This is a genomic window from Aminipila terrae (genome assembly GCF_010120715.1).
Classification (GTDB): domain Bacteria; phylum Bacillota; class Clostridia; order Peptostreptococcales; family Anaerovoracaceae; genus Aminipila; species Aminipila terrae.
This window is the reverse complement of the sequence record NZ_CP047591.1, coordinates 83,178-105,695: the sequence shown is the minus strand read 5'-3', so window position 1 is coordinate 105,695 and position 22,518 is coordinate 83,178. Positions and strand designations below refer to the sequence as shown.

The following is a 22,518-nucleotide window of genomic DNA, read 5'->3' as shown; positions in this document are numbered from 1 at the left end:
AGCATGACGTAATGCCTTGAATATTTATATATTTGGGGCATTTTTTGTTTTTTTGAATCAAATTTTGAAGGAAAGAGTGGTAAAAATTATGGGAGAATGAAAGATAATTAGAAACACAACAATAACTTGCTATACTAGTTCGTAAAATGTCAGCTGGAATCATAAAAGTAGTTAAAGGAGATTGCTATGAAGATAATCAGTAGAGTGGGAATAGGGGTCGGAAGAAAACAAAAAGTTGCTACAAGATTGATATGTATGGTTTTTTTAATATTAATGATTATATTTGCTATTTTTATAACTTTGTCGTCTGTAAATACATATTCTCAAATGAACAATTCAGTAATATCGGAATTTTCAAGTACTGCTAAAACAAATGCTATTGTTTCCGATAGTATTTTAAAAGAGTCAGAGAAAGATGTACAATTACTTTCAACCTATATATCTGAATCTATGAATAATGGTTCTGATGTAAATAATAGTGGTAGTGACATAAGTGTTGTATATAATATTCCTCTGTCAGGGAAAGCGAAAAGCATAGAACAATATGTTATTGATAATATTAAAAATAATATTGTAAATAATGAAGACATAGTTGGAATGGGGGTATATTTTGAACCTTACGCTTTTGATAAAAATGTAAGAGACTATACCCTTTACATTGCAGATAGTGATGTTGCATCAAATTCAATCCAGACCTATGGCAAATATGAAGAGTATTGTAATGAAGAATATTATAAGGTAGCACATGAAACCCAAAAGATACATTTAAGCGAAACTTATGTAGATAACGGAATAAATATGATAACAGCGTCTTATCCGATTGTGGTAAATGGAAATGCTGTGGGGGTTGTTACAGCAGATATAAATATAGATGTATTTTCCGAGTTTAAAGAAAATGCAGGAAGTAAATATTCCACCATGTTTTTTAATATTTACAGTGACAAAAACAATATTATTTATGATCCTGCAGATGTAAAAAATATAGGACATAATTTAACTGAATATTACACTGATAGGGAAAAAATGACTGGCGTTAAAGAGAAATTGAGCAAACATAAATTATTTAATGCTAATTTTACAAATAAAGAAGGTAAAAATGTAATCTGCTTTTTTTATCCCATTAAGGCAGGTAATCAGACATGGTGGTCCATGGTAGGGATTCATGAGAGTGAAATCAACAATCCTATTATGAGATTCGTTTGTTTACAGGTTGTTCTAATGGTAATAGCTTTAGGAGTGGTAAATTTCATCCTTTTCCTTCTTGTTAACAAATCGTTAAAACCCCTTGATGGAATGGTAATGGCAGCAGATAAAATTACAAGTGGTGATTTTGAATTAAACCTCACATCAGACAGAAATGATGAAATTGGCAAACTGACAGATGCCTTTAATGAAATGTCCAATAACATACGAACCATTATCTCAGACGTAGCTTCTACGTTGGAGCTTATTTCAAATGGGGATTTTACAGCAAAAAGCCAGTGCCCTGATAAATATGTAGGAGAGTATGCTAAATTATATAAGATGTATGATGACATTGAATATAATCTGACTTCTGCAATTGTTGACATCAGCAAGGCGTCAGAGCAGGTAAATGTAAGCAGTGACCAGGTTTCAGACGGGGCACAGGCTCTTTCCCAGGGAGCTACGGAACAGGCATCTTCCATTGAAGAACTATCTGCAACCATTTCTGAGGTAGCGACGGAAATCAAAGGGACTGCAGATTATGCAAAGGATTCAAATGAAATTGCAAGACAAGCAGGAAATGCTCTGAGGGCGGGAACTGTACAGATGTCAGAGATGACCAACGCTATGGCAGATATTTCAAATTCTGCAAATGAAATCAGTAAGATCATTAAGACTATTGATGATATTGCCTTCCAGACAAATATTCTGGCACTGAATGCAGCTGTTGAAGCAGCGCGTGCAGGTACCGCAGGAAAAGGATTTGCTGTAGTTGCAGATGAAGTGAGAAATCTGGCTCAGAAAAGTGCTGAAGCAGCTCAAAATACAACAGAGCTTATTGAAAACACTATTTCTGCTATTCAAAACGGTTCCAAGATTGCAGTAGATACAGTTAATACCATAAATGAAGTGGCTGAATCAACAGGAAAACTGGTTGAATCAGCAGGAAGAATTGCACAGGCATCTGACACCCAGGCAAATCGAATAGAGCAGATAACCTTAGGTGTGGACCAGATTGCCTCCATTGTACAAACCAATTCAGCAACGGCAGAAGAAAGTGCCGCAGCCAGTGAAGAACTTGCAGGGCAGGCCAATATGTTAAAAGAACTGGTGGATCGATTTAAAATTTCAGCTGGTACAGCTGGCAGATAGGAAAAATAACGATTCCATATAAAAAAAGCTTTTAAGCAAATAGGAGAAAATATTCTCTTTTTAAGCTTAGAAGCTTTTTCATTTTTTTATCTGGAAGAAACTTCGATAAGTTCTTCAGCACTTTTTAAAGTGGACTCGGTAATGTTCAATCCTCCTAAAAGTCTTGCAACCTCCTTAATTTTTTCTTCTTTGGAAAGAGGTACTAAAGTGGTGTAAGTAGAAGTATCATCGGAATGTTTTACTATTTTATAGTTATGGCTTCCGCAGGCTGTGATCTGTGGAAGATGGGTAATACAGATAATCTGATGGTTCTGTGCAATTTCTTTTAGTTTCCTGCCCACTACACTGGCTGCAATTCCACTAATACCAGTATCTATTTCATCAAAAATCATAGTAGGAATATCGTCATAATCGCCCACAATCTTTTTAAATGCAAGCATGATTCTGGACATCTCACCGCCAGAAGCAATTTTAGCCAGTGGTTTCAGTGGTTCTCCCCGGTTGGTACTAATCAGAAATTCTGCTGTATCCGTACCGTTGGCTGTAAAGCCGGCGGGATTGTCAGAAATTTTAATTTGAAATTCTGAGTTGGTAAAACTCAGCTCAAAAAGTTGCTCCATAATTTTAATCTGGAGCTCTTTAGCAGATGCTTTTCTAAGAGCTGAAAGCCTTTGTGATGCTAATTTCAACTGCTCCTCGCATACTGAAAGCTGGTGGGAAAGAGTGGATTTTGCCTCATCAATATTTTCAATACGAGATAAATCTTCTTCCAGTTGTGTCCGGTAAGCTAATATCTCTTCTATGGACCCGCCATATTTCAGTTTTAACTTGTCAATAAGATCCATTCTGGAAATAGCTGAATCCAGCTGCTCCGGTGAAAAGGTTATATTGTCTCTGATATTCCGGATTTCTCTGCTTATATCTTCCAGTTTATAATAAGCATCATCAAAATCCGAAAGTAAGTCGCATACAGACTTAGAATATGGTGATATTTCCTGAAGCTGATTTTGTACTTTTGCTAAAGTCTGAAGGACGGAAGGGGAATTGCCATAAACGGAATCATAAGCATCTGACAGATTGCCATATATTTTTTCACTGTTTTGCAATGAAAGAATCTCTTCCTCTAAAGCCGTATCCTCTCCGGGGGAAAGCCTGGCATTATTAATTTCGTTTAACTCAAAGGCCATAAAATCATGTTTACGCTGATTGTCAGCAGCATTTTTTGTCAGCTGATTTAACTCAGTAGAAAGCTTTCGGTATTCCAGATAAAACTTTTCTGTCAGAGCTTTCACTGGTAGTATTTCAGAACTATTGTATAAATCAACAAAAGTGATATGTAGCTCGGGATCCAGTAATGACTGATGATCATACTGACCGTGGATATCGGCCAGTTTTTTACAAAGCATATTCAAAAATGAAACAGAAACAATCTGATTATTAATTCTGCATATGCTTTTTCCTGAGATGGAAATTTCACGTTTTATTATAACCTGGTTATCATCAATGGGAATATCATTTTCCACTAAAAGGTCAGTGGCTTGTGATGGACAGTCTTCCATGATAAGTTCAATGACTGCTTTATCTTTCCCAGAACGAACAAAAGCAGTATCTGCCCTGCTCCCTAAAGCAAGGCTTACTGCTTCTATAATAATAGATTTACCTGCACCTGTTTCGCCGGTGATGATATTTAAACCAGTATGAAAATCTACATCCATTTCGTTAATAATGGCGAAATCTTTTACATGTAAATGAGAAATCATAATTATTAACCTCCCAAAGGGTATTATTGTAATAAATCATTAAACTTTTCTACAAGAGCAGGGACATTTTCCAAATCATCTACTATAATCATAAGTGTATTGTCGCCTGCCACAGATCCCACAATGTGAGGGAAGTTCAGGGAATCAATCGCTTCACCTGCCGCAGGGCCGCAGCCAGATAGAGTTTTTACCACAATGAGGTTATAAGATGCAGCAACGCTACGAATTGTTTCCTTAAAAATTTTAATAAATCTATCAGAAATAGGTGTTTCTATAGAGTTACCTAAAGCATATTTGTATTTTCCAGTGTTTGATAAGACTTTAATTAGCTGAAGTTCTTTAATATCTCTTGAGATGGTGGCCTGAGTAACATCGTAACCACTTTCTTTTAGTAATGAAGCCAGTTTTTCCTGTGTTTCTACTTCAAAATTGCTTATAATTTCAAGAATTTTGTTTTGCCTTGAATAACGCATACTATTACCTCCGCGCAGTTCTTAAAATAAAAAATACATTACGTGTATACTATAACATAATTATACAGAAATATTCAATAACAATTATAATTTATGCATTGGTTTTCCAACTGTAAAAAACATTTATGCAGCAGAGTATATGTATATACACAGGTGGACAAACATGTGTTTGTGTGATAAAATGGAAAAGATAATACAATTTGGATTAGAACAAATTTGTGATATAATATTATAGTTATGGAGAATTTATGAGAATATTAGGTATAGATCCGGGTTATGCAATTCTGGGATATGGAATCATTGACATGACAGGTAACCATTTTAAGGTTTGTGGATATGGAGCCGTTACAACTGAAGCTTCTATGTGCATGACCGACAGACTTAAATGTCTATATAGTTCACTGACCGAAATTATTGCGGAGTATGAACCAGAAGTAGCTTCTATTGAGGAATTGTTTTTTAATACAAACACCAAAACGGCTATCATGGTGGGACAAGCCAGAGGAGTAGCAATACTTGCCTGCGCCAATTCAGGGATGGATATAGCAGAATATACACCTTTGCAGATAAAACAGGCCCTGGTAGGGTATGGGAGAGCTGAAAAGAAGCAGGTACAAAATATGGTTAAAACCATTTTGAATTTGAAAGAAGTCCCAAAACCTGATGACACTGCAGATGCACTGGCAGCAGCCATATGCCATGGTCATTCCGCCAACGCCAATAAACGGCTGGCAGGAGCGATAAAATCAAGATAATACATATGTTACAGACTGTGAGGAGGTCGAAATGCTTCATTTTATAAAAGGAATACTGGCTATGCACTTTTCTGGAGGTATTGTTATTGAAACAGGTGGACTGGGATATGAAGTCTATGTCCCGGACAATTCTTCTGTTTATCTGGCAAAAGAAGGACAGCAGGTAATGGTATATACTGCTATGATAGTCAGAGAAGATGATATAAGTATTTATGGATTTGCTGATAAGGAGAGCTTACAACTGTTCAGAAAGCTTATGACGGTCAATGGAGTAGGTGCAAAGGCAGCTTTATCCATTCTTTCGACGCTGCCAGTTATGGAACTTCAGAAAGCCATTGTGTTTGAAGATGCAGCTGCCCTTACAAAAGCAAATGGTATAGGCAAAAAAACTGCACAGCGGATTGTTCTGGAACTGAAAGATAAACTGGATGCAGCGGAAGCTATAACAGGTGGTATTTCAGCTTCAGATATTACAAATGTTAACCTGAACGAAAAGGGAGAAGCTGTTAATGCCTTGATTGCACTGGGATACAGCAAAGGAGAAGCGGTTGAGGCCCTTGCAGGTATAGAAGAAAATAATCTGACTGTTGAAGATTATATAAAGAGAGCATTAAAACGATTATGCTAATGTAAACAGGAGCATTTATGATGGATTTTATGGAATATGATGAGCGTGTTACCTCCACAAACCAAAACCGGGATGAAGAAGGGGTAGAGCTTACTTTAAGACCTAAAAAGTTAGAAGATTATATTGGACAGAAAACAGCAACAGAAAACTTAAAAGTGTTTATTGAAGCTGCACAAATGAGAAACGAGCCATTAGATCATGTACTTTTCTATGGCCCCCTGGTTTGGGAAAAACCACTCTGGCTGGTATAATAGCCAATGAACTGGGGGTTGATTTAAGAATAACTTCTGGTCCTGCCATAGAAAGAGCAGGGGATCTGGCAGCCATTCTGACAAACTTAAACGAGAATGATGTACTTTTTATCGATGAGATACACAGGCTGAACCGGTCTGTAGAGGAAGTATTATATTCTGCCATGGAGGATTATGCCTTAGACATAATCATAGGGAAGGGGCCCTCAGCCCGGTCCATCAGACTGGATCTGGCTAAGTTTACTTTAATTGGAGCCACTACCAGAGCAGGCAGTTTATCAGCTCCTCTCAGGGACAGGTTCGGCGTAATCAGTAAATTTGAACTTTACACTATTGACGAGTTAAAAAAGATTATCAAAAGATCAGCAGGACTTTTAAATATTGATGTGGATGAGGATTCTCTTGAAGCCATGGCTAAGAGATCAAGAGGAACTCCACGAGTTGCCAACAGAATTCTCAAACGAGTGAGAGACTTTTGCCAGGTAAAGGGCAGCGGTATCATTGATCTAGATATAACCAATGAGACTTTAAAGTCCCTTGGGGTGGATGAGTATGGACTGGAGTCCCTTGACCGGGAAATACTGAGGATGATTATAGAGAGATTTAAAGGCGGGCCTGTTGGGATAGATACTATTGCAGCATCCATAGGTGAGGACAGAGTAACGATTGAAGATGTATATGAACCCTATTTGATTCAGGCGGGCTTCTTACACCGAACCCAAAAAGGAAGAATGGTTTCAGAACAAGCCTATAAACACCTGGGAATAGAGTTACCGGATTAGAAACATAAGGAGCAGATACGATGTTTACAGTAAAAAGAATTTTGTCAACTATTATAGCTTTTGCCATGATTATAGCGGCATATGGTGTTTTTAGTATGGAGTATGCTGATGCAGCAACTGTGCCTGAATATATACGGATAGGACTAAAATATGGGAGTTCAAGTGCAAGTGAATATGCAATAAATTTTGACGGCGGTGTACGTATGGGTGTTGGAAATAATGATGGCTTTACGGAAATCGCGGCTTTTCCCGATGTAAATAAAGTGGTAATCCGTCTTCAGTCTGGGGGTATACAGCTTATAGGAACGAAAAGCTCCGGTGAAACGGTGGTGATGAATGACAATCAGAACAATGTCAACTGTATCATGCCTTTTAATTATGAAAATGGCGGTACTGTAACCTTTGGAAGCAGTAAATACAGAGGAGGAATTATGTTCAATGTTTCCTCTGGAAGCCTGACCATTATTAATCTTTTACCCATAGAACAGTATTTATATGGTGTCATAAATGGAGAATTAAGCAAATCTTATCCAGCAGAAGCTTTAAAAGCTCAGGCAGTAGCTGCCAGAAGCTATGCTGTATGTAAACTTGGAAATCATAACTCATATGGTTTTGACCTTTGTTCAACGACACACTGCCAGGTTTATAAGGGATATAACGATGAATATCCTGAGACCATAAGTGCTGTTGACCAGACAAAAGGAGAAACCATAAAATATAATGGGGATACAGTAGCTGCATTTTTCTATAAAAATAGCGGAGGGTATACACTGGATGCCCAGGACGTATGGGGAGGAAGTGTGGGTTACTTAAAAGCAGTGAAAGATGAATATTCTCCTACTTATGCCTGGAGTCAGGCTTATACCTTTGCTGATTTATCCAGTAAATTATCTTCAGCAGGCTACAATGTGGGAAATGTTACAAATGTTTCTATCACAAAGAGAAATCAGTCAGGAGCGGTAGATACCATTCAATTTACTGGAACTGGGGGCACTGCGGTTATACAAAAAGACAAAATAAGGAGTGTTCTGGGGTCTACCGTGATAAAATCCACCATGTTTTCTTTGAGTGAAGCAGGAATTACCCCAACAACAACCCCCGATAACACATCAAAAGCTTTTGCCGTATCAAAGGCCCAGAGCAGTGCCACGGAGCTGCCTGATACAGTCTGCGTTATAGATAAAAACGGAGTGACCAATAAGATTGACAAAAAAAGCCTGTATGTTCATAATGGCAAAAATACCAGCCTTATGATTCAGTCATCAGGAAATACACCAGTATCCAATACCGTTGAAAGTGTAAGCGGCGGAAATGTAACCTTTGTTGGAGTCGGTTATGGACATGGTGCAGGTCTTCCTCAGGACAGCGCAGTTGAAATGGCAAAAAAGGACTTTACATATAAGGATATATTAAAGTATTATTATACGGATATTACAATTGATTAGAATGATTAGAAAAAGGAATGGAGTTATAAAAGTCAATGCATATTAATGATTTTGATTATAATCTGCCTCCTGAGTTAATAGCCCAGAAGCCTACAGATAAAAGGGATAATTCAAGGCTTCTGGTAGTACACAGAGATTCAGGAGACATTGAGCATAAACATTTTTATAATATTTTGGAATATTTGAAACCAGGGGATTGTCTGGTTCTGAACAATTCTAAAGTATTACCAGCCAGATTGTTTGGAATCAAGGAAGGAACAGGGGCTAAAGTGGAGTTCCTTCTTATAAAAAGACTTGAAGGAGATACCTGGGAAACCATGGTTAGACCGGGAAAAAGACTTAAACCAGGCGATGTGGTTGATTTTTCAAGAAATGGTGCTACTGCCAAATTCCAGGCTACCGTAATCGATTATGGTGAAGAAGGAACAAGGCACGTAAAATTTGAGTATGAAGGCATTTTTCTTGAACGTCTGGAAGAGCTTGGAAGCATGCCTCTGCCTCCTTATATTGAAAGAGAGAGCCAGGAGGAAGATAAGGACAGATATCAGACTGTTTACTGTAAAGAAGAAGGTTCAGTAGCAGCTCCCACTGCCGGGCTTCACTTTACGGATGAGCTGCTGAAAAAAGCAGAAGAGATGGGAGTAAAGCTGGCTTATGTAACCTTACATGTGGGGATTGGAACATTCAGACCAGTTAAATGTGACATCATAGAAGAACATAAAATGCACTTTGAAGAGTATGAAGTAAGCGAAGAAAGTGCAAGAATCATAAATGAAACAAAAAAGGCAGGGGGGAGAATTTTTTCCGTTGGAACAACTTCCTGCAGAACCGTTGAAAGCGCTGCTGTACTAAACGACGCTGACGGAGAGCCCTCATATAAAGTGCAACAGGGACACGGAAATACAGGGATTTTTATATACCCTGGTTATGAGTTTAAGATTATTGACTGTTTAATCACCAATTTCCACTTACCTAAATCAACATTACTGATGCTGATTTCTGCTCTTTATGACAGAGAAAAAATTCTTGAAGTATATAAGACAGCGGTGGAAGAAAAGTACAGATTCTTTTCATATGGTGATGCAATGCTGATTTTATAGAGACAAAAGAAAACTATGAAAATCTCAGAATGAAAAATTCATGATTTATCAGATAAAATCTGGTGAGTAATGCTGACTCACTGGACAGAATGTTAAAAGGAGAATATTAAATGAAACATGCAGTTTCTTATGAGCTGTTAAAAACAGATAACCGGACTAAAGCCAGAAGGGGCAGAGTCCATACCCCTCACGGAACTATTGAAACTCCTGTATTTATGCCTGTTGGCACCGCTGCCACTGTTAAGGCTATGCGCCCTGAACAGGTTAAAGAAATGGGAGCACAGATTATTCTGTCTAACACGTACCATTTATATCTGAGACCGGGACATGAAATAGTCAGGGAGGCAGGCGGCCTTCACAAATTTATGAACTGGGACAGAGCTATTTTAACAGATAGTGGTGGGTTTCAGGTATTCAGTCTGGGGGCATTAAGGAAAATAACAGAAGAAGGAGTGGAGTTCAGATCCCATATTGACGGGTCTAAACACATGCTTTCCCCGGAAAAATCCATGGAAATTCAAAATGCTCTTGGCTCTGACATTATGATGGCTTTTGATGAATGTGCACCATATCCTGCTGACAGGGATTATGTGAAAAATTCTTTAGAAAGAACTACCAGATGGCTGAAGCGATGTAAGGATTACCATAAGGACATTGAAAGACAGTCATTATTCGGTATCATGCAGGGAGGCATGTATAAAGATCTAAGATATGAGAGTGCTATGCAGGTGGTAGATCTGGACCTGCCAGGTTATGCAATTGGTGGACTAAGTGTAGGCGAACCAAAAGAATTAATGCTGGATGTACTTGATGATTGTGTGGACTATTTACCAAAAGAAAAAGCCAGATATTTAATGGGAGTAGGAAGCCCAGATTACCTTTTTGAAGGCGTTGAGCGCGGAGTTGACATGTTTGACTGTGTTCTTCCAACAAGAATTGCAAGACATGGTATGGCTATGACTTCTTATGGCAGAGTAAACATCAAAAATGCCAAGTATGAGCGGGATTTTGAAACTCTTGATCCAGAATGCGACTGTTATACATGCAGAAATTATTCCAAAGCGTATCTGAGACATTTATATAAGTGTGATGAAATGTTATCTGCAATGCTTCTATCAAATCATAATCTACACTTTTTAGTGAATATGATGGGTAATATAAGAAAAGCCATTGAAGAAGATCGATTTCTTGAATATAAAAATGAGTTTTACACTAAGTACGGCAGGTTCTAAGAACCTGCCTTGCTAGCCTACTGTGATAAATTGTAAATAAATCATTAAAGAAAATAGGAGAGATTTATGGAAATATGTAAGCATGACCAATTTTGTGGAGGATGTATCCATCAGGGTATACCCTATGAAAAACAGGTGGAAATGAAGGGTAAAGAAGTCATCCGTTTGCTTGATGCAAAAGATGTAGTTTGTGAAAAGTTTTTAGGCATTGAGGGCAGCCCAAAACAGTATGCCTATAGAAATAAGATGGAATACACCTTTGGAGATCAGGTTAAAGATGGTGAAATGACTTTGGGAATGCATCAAAAGGGCAGATTTATGTCCATTGTTACAGTGGATGAATGCCAGCTTGTGGACCCTGATTTTAATCTGGTGTTAAAAACTGTTTTGGAATTTTGTAATGAGCAAGGCTATAACTTTTATCATAAGAAAAGCCATGAGGGATTGATGAGAAATCTCATCATCCGAAAAGGGGAGCGAACCAAAGAATTACTTGTAAACGTGGTTACTTCATCTCAGGTAGAATTTGATGAATCAGCTTTTGTGAATTGTATTCGTAAGCTTAAATTGAATAATAATCTGGTTGGGGTTCTTCGGACTATCAATGACGGCATTGCTGACGCAGTAAACTGTGATGAATTAAAAGTGCTCTGGGGACGTGACTATTATATGGAAAAAATAATGGGTTTGGACTTTAAAGTGAGTGCATTCTCTTTTTTCCAGACAAACATTGAAGCCGTGGAACGTCTGTATACAGAGGCTCTTGCACTAATTGAAAACCTTGAGGGAAAGACCGTTTATGATTTGTTCTGCGGAACAGGAACTATCACTCAGGCCCTGGCACTAAAAGCTAAAAAGGCCATCGGAGTTGAACTGGTAGAAGAAGCTGTAGAGGCAGCAAAAATAAACGCGGAATTGAATGGCCTTGATAACTGCCAGTTCCTTGCAGGAGATGTTTTTGACGTGCTGGATCATATTGATGAAAAACCAGACGTAATAGTAGTTGATCCTCCAAGAATGGGAATTCAGAATAAGTCACTAAGTAAGATTGTAGATTATGGAGTGAAGCAGATTGTCTATATATCCTGCAATCCAAAAACGCTGGCAGAGAATTTACAGTTTATGCAGCTGTATGGATATGAAGTGAAATCCTTGAAGGCATATGATAACTTCCCTATGACGAAACACACGGAGGTAGTTTGCTTGCTGGAGAAGAGGTAATTTAATAGATTTATTGTAGAAGTAGAGCTTATAAACTTAATAGAAAAAGGTACGAAAAGCATACAGAACGCTTGTTCTGTATGCTTTTTTGTGCTAAGATATAAATACTAAGAGCAAGAAAATGGATAAGGGACAGAATGAAAACTAATTTATTTTGATGCTGGAGGACAAAATAATGGATGGAAATAATGAGATTCAACTATTTGAAGATAAGCGTATTCGTACAGCTTGGGATAAAGAGGAGCAGGAGTGGTACTTTTCTGTGGTGGATGTAGTATCAATTCTGACTGAACAAGCAACGCCTAGAAGTGCGAGTACCTATTGGGCTGTCTTGAAAAAACGACTAATTGAAGAAGGTACTCAACTGCTTACAAATTGTAAGCAGTTGAAAATGAAAGCGGCGGATGGGAAAAATCGATTGACGGATGTTGCAAATACTGAACAACTTTTACGCATTTTACAGTCCATTCCGTCACCGAAAGCTGAACCATTCAAAATGTGGCTTGCTCAGGTTGGCCGTGAGCGAATAGAAGAAACAATTGATCCAGAACTCACCATAGAACGTGCCCTTTCTACATATCTGAAAAAAGGATATACTCGTGAATGGATTAATCAGCGATTGCAGGCAATTCAGGTACGTAAAGAGCTTACTGATGAGTGGGATGACCGTGGCGTAAAGCAAGGGCAAGAATACGCTATATTGACAGATGAAATTACAAGAGCATGGTCTGATATGACGACTAGGCAGTATAAACAACTCAAAGGGTTGAAAAAGGAAAATCTTCGCGATAACATGTCAACATTGGAATTGGTTCTGAATATGCTTGCTGAGGCCACCACAACCGAAATTTCTAAGACAACAGAACCGAAAACCTTCGAAGAAAATAAGCAGGTAGCACGGCGTGGCGGTCGAATTGCAGGAAATGCACGAAAAGAAATTGAAGCTGATACAGGGAAGCCTGTCATAACTAACAAAAACGCTATTGATTTCTCTCGGCTTATTGCTGATGTCATTGAGAATTCTGATAATGATGATAAATAGCTAATTGCAGTTGATAAAATATGCAGTATGGTATATTTCATAGAAAAAAGCTTGCCGACAAGGAAGCACCAGATGTCTACGACATCATTATTGCCTACGCAATAGCTAGATTTTTATGACATCGTTATCGTACATTCAAGGCATACAGAAGTAGTTTGTTTGATGGAGAAGAAATAATTGAATAGAGGAATCACATCAGATGTGATTTAAGAGTGAATTTGGGGCGAAAATCAGTCAGGAAAAAGGGCAGTTTTTTGCTCCTTTTAAAATGGGTGGAAATATAGATGACATATTAGGAGTTAAAAACTCCTGTTTTTTCATTAATTAAAACCCTAATTTTAATAGGCATTGACAATTTGCCCACATGTTGTTAATATAAAGTATGCCTACATTATGTATGTTTAGGAGGATAAAAATCATGATACAACAGATTTCCAATTCAGAATTGGAGCTTATGAAAATCATTTGGAAAGAGGGAGGAAAAGCATTATACGCCTCAATAATGAGTGAACTTAAAAAAGAGGAGTGTGAATGGAAAAAGAATACGGTTCTTACACTGTTATCCCGATTAGTTGATAAGGGATTTCTTACCACAAGCAAAATCGGAAGAAGAAATGTGTATGTTGCCTTGGTTTCTGAAGAAGACTATCTCACAACACAGACAAAGAGTTTTCTTGAAAAAGTGTATGAGGGAAATGTCAGAGGGCTTGTCTCTACTCTTATTCAACAGGATATTCTTTCTTCGGATGATTTGGAAGAATTACAGACATATTGGAAGGAGAAATTAAATGAATGAAATATTAAAGGTTGTTTTCTCTTTGTCTCTTTCTGGCACGATTCTAATGACTATTTTGTTTGGTCTGAAACCACTTTATAAACACAAAATGGGTAAGACATGGCAATATTATATTTGGCTCATAGTAGTAGTCCGTATGTTACTTCCTTTTACACCGGAAACCACTCTTATTGGTTCAATGTTCCAGCACCTGGAATACCGAATCCAAAATACAGCAGAGGTCACACAGCCTGAGAAGGATACGCAATCTGATTTTAGGGAAGAGGGTGCTGCCACTACTATGGAAATAGAAAATACTCAGTCAAAGGGTAAAACGGCATCACCGGAAGAATATGGGATTAGAGGGGATCTGCTGCTTGAGAACCTGTGGGTTATCTGGTTAGCGGTGGCTCTGGCATTACTGTTGAGAAAAATTACCATGTATCAAAGCTTTGTGCGATATGTTTGGGCAGGGAGTGTAGAAGTATGTGATATTGATATTCTGAATTTATTGGCGGAAAGCCAAGAAAAGTTAAAGATAAAAAAGCCAATTGAATTATATACAAACTCCTTAATCTCTTCAACAATACTGGTTGGATTTTTACGCCCATTTATTGTTATCCCTAATACGGAAATGAAGCGAGAGGAAATGCAGTACATTATAAAGCATGAATTAACGCATTTTAAGCGCTTGGATATATTTTATAAATGGCTGGTTCAACTTACGATTTGCCTGCATTGGTTTAATCCCTTTGTCTTTTTTATGGGAAAGGAGGTTAACAAGTGCTGTGAGCTTTCATGCGATGAAGCGGTTATAAGCTCCTTGGATGCCCGTGAAAAGGTCATCTATGGAAATACTTTACTTTCATCTTTAAAATTATCCGGAAAATACAAGGATATCCATGCTTCTATTGCATTAACGGAAAGTGCGGAACAAATAAAAGAAAGGTTGGATGCAATTATGTATTATAAGAAAAAATCTAAATGGATGATAGCAATGACCATTGCTTTAACTGCTTTTTTATGCTTTAGTTCGACGGTTTGCGGAGCCTATGCAAGGGATTATGGTGCTTCTAAAACATTGCCAGAGAACAAGAGTTCTAGTTACCTTTCTGCACCGCAGATAAAAGAAAATGTACCTTTTGACATCGTTATTAATGCTGATAACTGCAATATAATTGTCTTACAGTCCACGGGTAAGGATTTTAAATATGAGTATGACAAGTCATTGTATAATGTCAGTTCAAAACAACAGGATGATATATTTACGATAAATGCAAAGTCTTTATCTAAGGTAGCCAATGATTCGGAAGGATACACGCAGGATAAAAGAATCCGTATATATGTGCCAGATTACGTTTATGAAAATATAAAGATTGTTGGAAACTATGCCGGTATTTCGGTGCTTCCAATAGATGCAAATATTGACTTGGTAAACAAAAATGGAGCGGCAGGCGTTTACTTGGGAAAAGGATTTTCTAAGAAGCTAAATTATTACAGTAGCGAAGGCGCCGGTTCTATCAGACTTGAAGAAGGAATGACGGATTACAGCCTCAAGGCTAAAATCAGCAGCAGTTCATTTGCGCCTGGGGATGATATGTGGACTTATAATCATACGCGTTCCTATAACTATACATCCGGAAACGGTTCGGCTGTCATAAGTCTGGATATAAAAAAGAGTTCATTTTCCTTTGTTAGTTACTCCGGTGATGAAACGGATATAATGAAAAGACTGTATGATATTGTATTCTAATTTAGCATTAAAGTATTTAGGGTGAGAGGCTAATTCGAAATGATAAGAAGGGATGAAACATGGTTTTACGCCTTGTCTTCACCTCTTTTTATAGTAATTCCGACAGCTGTGCTGAATTATGGACATTAAAGACTTTTTCCCTTCGATTAAAAATACTACTATTGAAAATGTATTCTTAAACATTGGTTACGCAACATCTGTAACAAGCTTATTATCTGAAATATGCTGTTTTAGAGGAGTGCTACCACAAGGTGCACATACAGCCCCAGCCCATATTTAATAAACATTATTTGTATTACGAATTGAAGCTTTTTCTAAAAGGATTAATACTACATATACTAGATATGCCGATGGCATTACTTTTTCATCAGATTACGATTTGAATTTTGCTATTTAGAAATTAAGCAAATTTTATTGAAATTTGGATTTGAATGCAATGAGTTAAAAACACACATAATGAATGGCAGTGAAAGGAAGATTGTCACTGGATTGCTCGTGAATGATAAGGTTAACATCTTAAAGAATTATAAAAGAAAACTTAAACAAGAAATTTACTGTTGTCAGAAATTTGGTGTAGCTGCACATTTAGAGAATATTAATAAGCTTGTAGATATTAAATAATCAGTAAATAAAAACAACAGTCTTTTTTAGAGAGGACAGTTAAAAAATCAAATATTGATAAAAGTAATAAATCACATCTTTAAAAATCCTGATATATATAATTACAATCATTACATGAAACGCCGTCCGGTAAAAAGGGTGGCGTTTAATCGTATAGGATTAGAAAACAGTAAGAGGCAGAACATGGGGAGATTATATAATTTTACTGATAAGTACAATATTAAAAGTATAAATGAAAGAAATGGATTTGATCATATTTCTGAATTATAGGTATATGGATGTTGACAGAACGCCAACTTATCTGTATAATGATTATATTGGCGATACGACAACCGATGATGGAGGTGATAATATGATTAGTAAAAATCCAAATGAATTGCACGGAAAAATATTTGAACTGAGAAAGCTTAATGGCTACACTCAACAGTATGTAGCTGATTATCTTGACATAGATAAATCAACCTATGCTCATTATGAAGCAGGAAGAAGAACGCCTGATGTTAAAAAGTTAAAAAAACTAGCAGAGCTATATAATTTAGAAGATGAGTTATTAGGTTCAACATTTCCTATTGAAGCGAGTGCAATTTATCCAATAGAAATGCTTGATAATTTACAAGAGGTTATCAATGAATGTAAGCCACATTCTGGTGATTATTATGCCGATAACATTGAATTTAAAAAATTGAGGGAGGCTTTAAAACCTATAATGCAAATCAGGGATGAAGCATTAGATCTTCCAGATATTAAAATTTGCGACTTACCATCGAATACCACAGTTAAGCGTGTATATTTAGATATGCGAGCAGAGTCATTGATTAAAAGATGTTTGGATAAGCAAAGTGAAGTAATGAACTGGAAATAAGTAAAATATAAGTGATGGATTCATAATGTTATTATGTTAGAAAAGTATTAGGTCATGTCAACAAGCATTAACGGGCCAAAATGCAGCTTGAAAGGCACAGAAGATTAATAATATGAATATATCAGATAAGAACAATGCCTGTAAGTGTAGATGCAGTTACGTTTTTTTGTTCTATGAATAATAATGGAACATCCATTTGCATGCGGCACAGATGTTTAAATGGTTTATTATTGATAAAGGATGGATAGGAGAGTAAATAATAAACTTTTAACAAGGCTGCAAGTCAGAAACGTTGAAAATATACCTTGCCGCCAAGGAATCATCAGTTCTACACGACATCATTTTTGTCTACCCTAGGCATACGGAGTGTGTTTGTTTGTTGGAACGTGGTAAAAGCGTTGAAAAATAAAGGATTTGGAAAGAGTTTGACATATCCGGAGTTTCGGAAACCCTTGAGGTGATAAAAAAGATGACTAAATGTGGTTCTGATTTAAGGCAAAAACCGCATAGAAATAAAACGGTTTTTGCGCCTTTAAAATAGGCGAAAATATAGGAAAGTATTTAAATTTTATAATAACATCATCGTACTGTGGAGAGGTTAAATCATGTACTATGATGTTTTTATTATTTTAGTATAAAATTAGCCTAAAATCACATTTCACGCAGCTGAGACAACATTTCATACAGAAAATATTGACAATATTTATTAAACAGATAGTATATGTATGGGATTAGCAAGAGAAATGTTTTATATGCAGAAAGAATTATAGTAATTAAATCTTAAAATGAGAATAGATACATTTATATTATTAAGTATGAGCTCTATTTTCATTACTTTTACAATTTACAAACAGGGGGTGTTGCGTATGATTGTAAGAAAAAGATTAATTGCTCAACTTTACGTATAACCAACAGCCATAAAGGAAAGCGATTCTTCAAATTATAAGGAGTAGATAAAAAGCCAATAATGTCCACTCTATCTAATAAAATATTTATACAATATGAAACCGTATAAATATGCAGTTAATCAAGGGTAATAGGTTACCTTAATCAACCTAAATCTATTATATAAGGAGCGTATGATTTTAACCATCATACAAAAGAAAAAGTATGAAAAAGAAAACATTATGTAAGCTTGCAAGTTTCTTGCTTTTATTTACAGTAGCAACATCGACAGCTACTGTTTTTGCAACAGATTCAGTAGATATTTCCCGTGATGTCAACTCTCAAAGGGGTACTGAGATATGTGGAGATAATGGGAAAAAAAGTGATGACGCAATTGATCTTCGGTATACCCAGCCATCCAATCAAAATCTAACTAGAGATCCGGGAGGTTCACTTCCTAAAAAAGAGATATGAAAGTTTCAGTGTGTACACAAGCCAAAGACAACTGGTGTGGAGCCGCAACAGCAAATCAGGTAATAACATACATAAATGGAAGCTCTCCGTCTCAAGAAAAAATAGCAGAGGCATTTGGAATTAAAAATAACAGCAACGGTACAGATTTGGCAACTATAAAAAGTTACATTAAGAAACAAACAGGAGCAGTATATGAGACATATTCCAATCCTAGCGAAGATTATCTGTTTGTGGCAATACCGTCAGCTGTGTTAGGAAAAAAACCTCCTATACTAAGAATGAAAGTCTTAACAGCATACGGATTTCCATACGACATAAAGTCCTCAGGGCATTTTATGAATGCAAGTGGTTATAGAGATTATGGCTCAGAGATTTTAGTAACTGACCCCGCTGTCGAAAATAAGGTTCCTAGCAATACTACTGGCAAATATTATGTTCCAGTAAAAACAATCTATAAGGGAACATCTAATCATTTTGCAAAAGAAATAGCTTTTTAATATAGGCATATAATAATGATGTAGATGCTTAGTTTTAGCATCTACATCACTTAGATTTTTGCGTTTAATTTTATGAGGGGGGCTTATGAAAATCAAAATAACTATTGCTATAATTATCATTTCAATTTTTTCGCTTACAAGCTGTTCAAATGAGAAACAATCAATTCTTATATTGTCAGAAATTCCTTCCAATGCGCAGATAATTTGTTACGATGATGAAAAAATATATTATTCTGTAAATGATAAAGAAGACGGCTATAGGAATTTAACCTTATTCCTTTATGATATACAAAAAAAAAGAAATTTCAAATTGGCTTATTTTTCCAATACAGATTACATTATAACTGATATAGTTCCTATAAAGAATGACATATATCTTATAAATAAAGATGATGAATCTGAGTATTCTATTTTAAAAATAAATACGCAAGATCAAAGTGTAAGGGCAATTTATAAATGGAGTGGTAATATTAGCTTTAACTATTTGTTTAATATAGACCAGAATCTGGTCTTAATGAATATTAATACGCTTGACGATGGCATTACAAATAGATACACAATAGACTTGATTGATATTAATACTCTACAAGCCAAGCAAATCGTAAAAAAAGAATGTAATAGGGCTGAAGGGATTGGCACTATTATATCTTCAATTTGTGTTGATAACAACTCTATTTATTCTTTTGAAAACGTGGAAGATAATGGTAAAACAGAATTTTATATCGTTCAATATGATATTGAGGGAAATGAGATAAATTCACATAAGCTTGACCTGAATGCTTTTTTGAAACCTGATGATTCGGGGATTTACTCCGATGCAGTGGTTGATATTTATATAAATGGTGATTATTATATTTTATCCACATTAAATCAAAGAAAGATAATATATAAAAAAGAGGATAACAAACTTGTAAAAATAAAGATTCCTTCCGAATTATATTCTAGATATCCATCAAGATATAGAATATTACCTTTTGCTGGGGAAACCAATGAAGCAGTTTATTTTGTTGATGCATTCAGCGATATAAAAGTTTTAATTGCATTTAATAAAGAAGGCAGGTTCTATTACGTGAAGCTCCCAATAGATACCAAAGATTACCCAATTATATATAGAAATTCAAAAGGAGATTTGTTAATTCAAAGTACTTCAGAATACTATTTGTTGCATCGTGACAATATGTGTTTTAAATCCCGAGTTTGACGCAACTATATTTGAAAAGAAATGGAAAGGTTAGATATCACATCGTCTCAACAGGAGGATATGAGGATATTTATGTTTTATAAGAATATAAAAATATAGGTAAAAACTTTCTAGATAGGGATTTTATAGATCCATTACAAGAGAAATACCTTCCACCAAGGAACCACTAGCTCTTTATGTCATCATTATTGCATGTTCACGGCATACGGAGTGTGTGGTTCTGTTAGAAAGATGATAAATGCTAGTAATATCAATGGATTAAGCCACTGGGTGTATAGATGACATTCAGTGGATTTTTGTATGTGGAAACATATCGACTGGTTCTATCGGTAATCTATTACTTGTTGTGTTAGATTACCGATAGATAATAAGAGTCAAGCTCCCTTATGGTATTTGTAATGCTGCTTTTTAATTCTTCTGGGGATATTGAAAGTATCTGTTTGCCATAAGAGACAAGGTAATTTGCAATGAAATCTTCTTCTCCTTGATTGTAATAACCGTTGATGTAAAATCGACTATCGATCATTTCTAGTTTCATTGACGGATAGTTTTCTTTATAAAACTTATCAACGCCTTTTTGTGTGATTTCCACCCTAAAATCAATTGCATCAGTACTTTTGAAGAACTCAAAACTTGACGTATCAAACTCTAATAAATTTTTGGCAATATAATGTGTGGATTCCATTATGGACGATATTTTATCGCAACGAAAGACAATCGGTTTCTCTGATTGAAAATTGAAAGCGGTTGTGTACCATTGGCCAAATGAAGAAGAAATATTGAAGAACTGTACATAAAATGTCTGAGTAGCAGAATTTTTGGTGTATTCAACTTCGCACACCTTGTTATCAATTGAAAATGCTAAGATATCTTTTAAGAATTTACTTTCATTAAAATGCTTGATGCCACCCATTTGTAGTATGCTTTCCATTTTCCGGAGCTGATTCTTTTTCACATCGGATAAGCACAATTCAAACTTATTTTTCAGCGCAGTTGTAGATAAGTGAAAAGGAGTCGTTTGATAATCATTAAGGGTTAGCATAGCAAAGTAGAGTGCATACATCTCGTCAATGGTGAAAACAATGGGTGACAACAATCGATTAGGGAGTATGCCATAATACCCGTTTCTACCTTGCTGTGAGTATATGGGCATTCCAATTGATTCAAGTGACTGTATATCTCGCAAAGCTGTACTTTTTGAGATTTGATATTTATTAATAACATCCTTTAGGTTGAATGAATTTTTACCATTCAAATAGATCATCAGATCATGTAAGCGTTCAGATTTTTTCATTTGCCCCTCTTTTTAAAATGATATATTTAATGGTATCACAATATGACACCATTTAAAAGTAAAATGAACATAAATAACACAAAGGAGTGAGATAAGGATGAATGTAGAAAAAGAATTTTATAGAATGATGGCCACACAGACGGAAATTGCTCTTGCAACATGTATAGCGAGCGTTCCAAATGTAAGAATTGTAAATTTTATATTTGATGAAGAAAAGAAATTGATTTACTTCTCGACATTTGGAGACAACGAAAAGGTTAAAGAATTTGAAACTAATAATGAAATTGCATTTACTACAATACCCCATATGGGTAATGAACATGTTCGAGCAAGAGGGGTGGTTAGAAAAAGCGAAAGGACAATTTTCCATCTAGCAGAAGTATTCAGCAAAAAAATAACAGGTTATGCTGATACAATTGAACAGGTAGGTGAGTATCTAGTTTTATATGAAATAAGTTTTACAAGCGCAAATGTGATACTGAATTTTGAAAGTGCAGATGTCATTGAATTGTAAACAAAGATGATGCTCTTTTGTTTCTAAAGGAGTGGCGACAGAGTTTCCAAAAGTGGATATTAATAATCCGTTTTCGAGAGAATTACCTTACGCCAAGGAACCAGTGGGTCCTCGCGACATCATTTTTGTCTACTCAAGGCATGTGGAGTCCATAGCCCTGTTGCATCGGAAAAACAGCTAAAAATGACTAAAAATAATATGCAATAAGTTAAGGATATGAGAGTAGATGCTTTCATGTCCTTTTTTCATACTCAGATTCGAGAACTTAATCATTATAGCAATAAGGGGAAACATAGATGAAAAAAATCCGCTATATTCCGGCAAAAACAATTGAACATAGCAAGCTTGGGGTAGCGGCTTATTGCAGAGTTAGCACTTCGGGACCATATGTCTGGATATCAGAATGATGCAACACACGGGCAGATAAAAGAACGTGTGTTGGAATAGACCGGATTGAAAATGTATTCCCTCTTTATTGCCCAGATTAAGCAGAAACACGGGATTATTGAGCCAGTGAATTACAATAAACCAAAGTCTGAAAATGCCAAACAGCCGAAATGCTCACCTGAAAAGGAACGGGCAATCACGGAAGCATTGAAGTTTTTGGTATGATATG

At 36.1% G+C, this 22,518-nt stretch carries 19 protein-coding genes and 1 pseudogene; 17 read left to right on the top strand and 3 right to left on the bottom strand.

Features of this window, described 5'->3' with window-relative positions; all coding sequences use genetic code 11:
* Positions 1-186 precede the first annotated feature (186 nt).
* Positions 187-2,337 carry a methyl-accepting chemotaxis protein gene (locus Ami3637_RS00445; protein WP_162360834.1) on the top strand — a complete coding sequence of 717 codons (2,151 nt, stop codon included), beginning with the start codon at positions 187-189 and terminating at the stop codon, positions 2,335-2,337.
* Between the two features lie 86 nt (positions 2,338-2,423).
* Here the strand turns inward: Ami3637_RS00445 and recN are convergent, their stop codons facing one another.
* A complete protein-coding gene (gene recN, locus Ami3637_RS00440; protein WP_162360833.1) occupies positions 2,424-4,097 on the bottom strand; it encodes a DNA repair protein RecN in 1,674 nt (557 codons plus the stop codon).
* 23 nt (positions 4,098-4,120) lie between these two features.
* Entirely contained in the window at positions 4,121-4,570 is a 450-nt protein-coding gene (locus Ami3637_RS00435) for an arginine repressor (protein WP_162360832.1), read from the bottom strand.
* Between the two features lie 248 nt (positions 4,571-4,818).
* On the opposite strand from Ami3637_RS00435, the gene ruvC reads away from it, so the two are divergent.
* The 14 genes and pseudogenes from ruvC to Ami3637_RS00365 all read left to right on the top strand — a co-directional run bounded on the left by ruvC (position 4,819) and on the right by Ami3637_RS00365 (position 20,094).
* Positions 4,819-5,325, top strand: coding sequence for a crossover junction endodeoxyribonuclease RuvC (gene ruvC, locus Ami3637_RS00430; RefSeq protein WP_162360831.1), 507 nt, complete (start codon positions 4,819-4,821; stop codon positions 5,323-5,325).
* A gap of 31 nt (positions 5,326-5,356) precedes the next feature.
* Positions 5,357-5,953 carry a Holliday junction branch migration protein RuvA gene (gene ruvA, locus Ami3637_RS00425; RefSeq protein ID WP_162360830.1) on the top strand — a complete coding sequence of 199 codons (597 nt, stop codon included), beginning with the start codon at positions 5,357-5,359 and terminating at the stop codon, positions 5,951-5,953.
* A gap of 20 nt (positions 5,954-5,973) precedes the next feature.
* Positions 5,974-6,986: pseudogene (gene ruvB, locus Ami3637_RS00420) on the top strand (Holliday junction branch migration DNA helicase RuvB).
* Positions 6,987-7,006: 20 nt separating this feature from the next.
* On the top strand, positions 7,007-8,431 hold the full coding sequence (locus Ami3637_RS00415; protein WP_162360829.1) for a SpoIID/LytB domain-containing protein: 1,425 nt from the start codon (positions 7,007-7,009) through the stop codon (positions 8,429-8,431).
* Positions 8,432-8,466: 35 nt separating this feature from the next.
* Positions 8,467-9,531 carry a tRNA preQ1(34) S-adenosylmethionine ribosyltransferase-isomerase QueA gene (gene queA, locus Ami3637_RS00410; RefSeq protein WP_162360828.1) on the top strand — a complete coding sequence of 355 codons (1,065 nt, stop codon included), beginning with the start codon at positions 8,467-8,469 and terminating at the stop codon, positions 9,529-9,531.
* A gap of 110 nt (positions 9,532-9,641) precedes the next feature.
* Positions 9,642-10,763, top strand: a complete 1,122-nt coding sequence (gene tgt / locus Ami3637_RS00405) for a tRNA guanosine(34) transglycosylase Tgt (RefSeq protein WP_162360827.1) — start codon at positions 9,642-9,644, stop codon at positions 10,761-10,763.
* A gap of 66 nt (positions 10,764-10,829) precedes the next feature.
* The gene (gene rlmD / locus Ami3637_RS00400) at positions 10,830-11,984 is read left to right on the top strand and encodes a 23S rRNA (uracil(1939)-C(5))-methyltransferase RlmD (RefSeq protein ID WP_162360826.1); all 1,155 of its coding nucleotides are present in this window, start codon (positions 10,830-10,832) and stop codon (positions 11,982-11,984) included.
* Between the two features lie 175 nt (positions 11,985-12,159).
* Entirely contained in the window at positions 12,160-13,026 is an 867-nt protein-coding gene (locus tag Ami3637_RS00395; protein WP_330586734.1) for a BRO family protein, read from the top strand.
* A gap of 418 nt (positions 13,027-13,444) precedes the next feature.
* A complete protein-coding gene (locus tag Ami3637_RS00390; RefSeq protein WP_162360824.1) occupies positions 13,445-13,822 on the top strand; it encodes a BlaI/MecI/CopY family transcriptional regulator in 378 nt (125 codons plus the stop codon).
* Positions 13,815-15,554 (top strand): M56 family metallopeptidase, encoded by a 1,740-nt coding sequence (locus tag Ami3637_RS00385; protein WP_162360823.1) that lies wholly within the window; start codon positions 13,815-13,817, stop codon positions 15,552-15,554. The genes Ami3637_RS00390 and Ami3637_RS00385 overlap by 8 nt, the downstream gene beginning before the upstream one ends.
* Before the next feature lie 895 nt (positions 15,555-16,449).
* The gene (locus Ami3637_RS00380; protein ID WP_162360822.1) at positions 16,450-17,037 is read left to right on the top strand and encodes a helix-turn-helix domain-containing protein; all 588 of its coding nucleotides are present in this window, start codon (positions 16,450-16,452) and stop codon (positions 17,035-17,037) included.
* Positions 17,038-18,147: 1,110 nt separating this feature from the next.
* Positions 18,148-18,396, top strand: coding sequence for a hypothetical protein (locus tag Ami3637_RS00375; protein WP_162360821.1), 249 nt, complete (start codon positions 18,148-18,150; stop codon positions 18,394-18,396).
* Positions 18,393-18,893 carry a C39 family peptidase gene (locus tag Ami3637_RS00370; protein WP_162360820.1) on the top strand — a complete coding sequence of 167 codons (501 nt, stop codon included), beginning with the start codon at positions 18,393-18,395 and terminating at the stop codon, positions 18,891-18,893. The genes Ami3637_RS00375 and Ami3637_RS00370 overlap by 4 nt, the downstream gene beginning before the upstream one ends.
* An 85-nt stretch (positions 18,894-18,978) precedes the next feature.
* Positions 18,979-20,094: a hypothetical protein gene (locus Ami3637_RS00365; RefSeq protein WP_162360819.1), complete on the top strand. Its 1,116-nt coding sequence runs from the start codon at positions 18,979-18,981 to the stop codon at positions 20,092-20,094.
* Positions 20,095-20,443: 349 nt separating this feature from the next.
* Here Ami3637_RS00365 and Ami3637_RS00360 read toward each other — a convergent pair whose 3' ends face one another.
* Positions 20,444-21,388 carry a helix-turn-helix transcriptional regulator gene (locus Ami3637_RS00360; RefSeq protein WP_162360818.1) on the bottom strand — a complete coding sequence of 315 codons (945 nt, stop codon included), beginning with the start codon at positions 21,386-21,388 and terminating at the stop codon, positions 20,444-20,446.
* 97 nt (positions 21,389-21,485) lie between these two features.
* Here Ami3637_RS00360 and Ami3637_RS00355 point away from each other — a divergent pair, with 97 nt between their 5' ends.
* Both Ami3637_RS00355 and Ami3637_RS00350 read left to right on the top strand, forming a co-directional pair.
* A complete protein-coding gene (locus Ami3637_RS00355; protein WP_162360817.1) occupies positions 21,486-21,902 on the top strand; it encodes a pyridoxamine 5'-phosphate oxidase family protein in 417 nt (138 codons plus the stop codon).
* Positions 21,903-22,355: 453 nt separating this feature from the next.
* Complete coding sequence (locus tag Ami3637_RS00350) at positions 22,356-22,514, top strand: RNA methyltransferase (RefSeq protein ID WP_330586733.1); 159 nt, start codon at positions 22,356-22,358, stop codon at positions 22,512-22,514.
* The last annotated feature ends 4 nt before the right edge of the window (positions 22,515-22,518 follow it).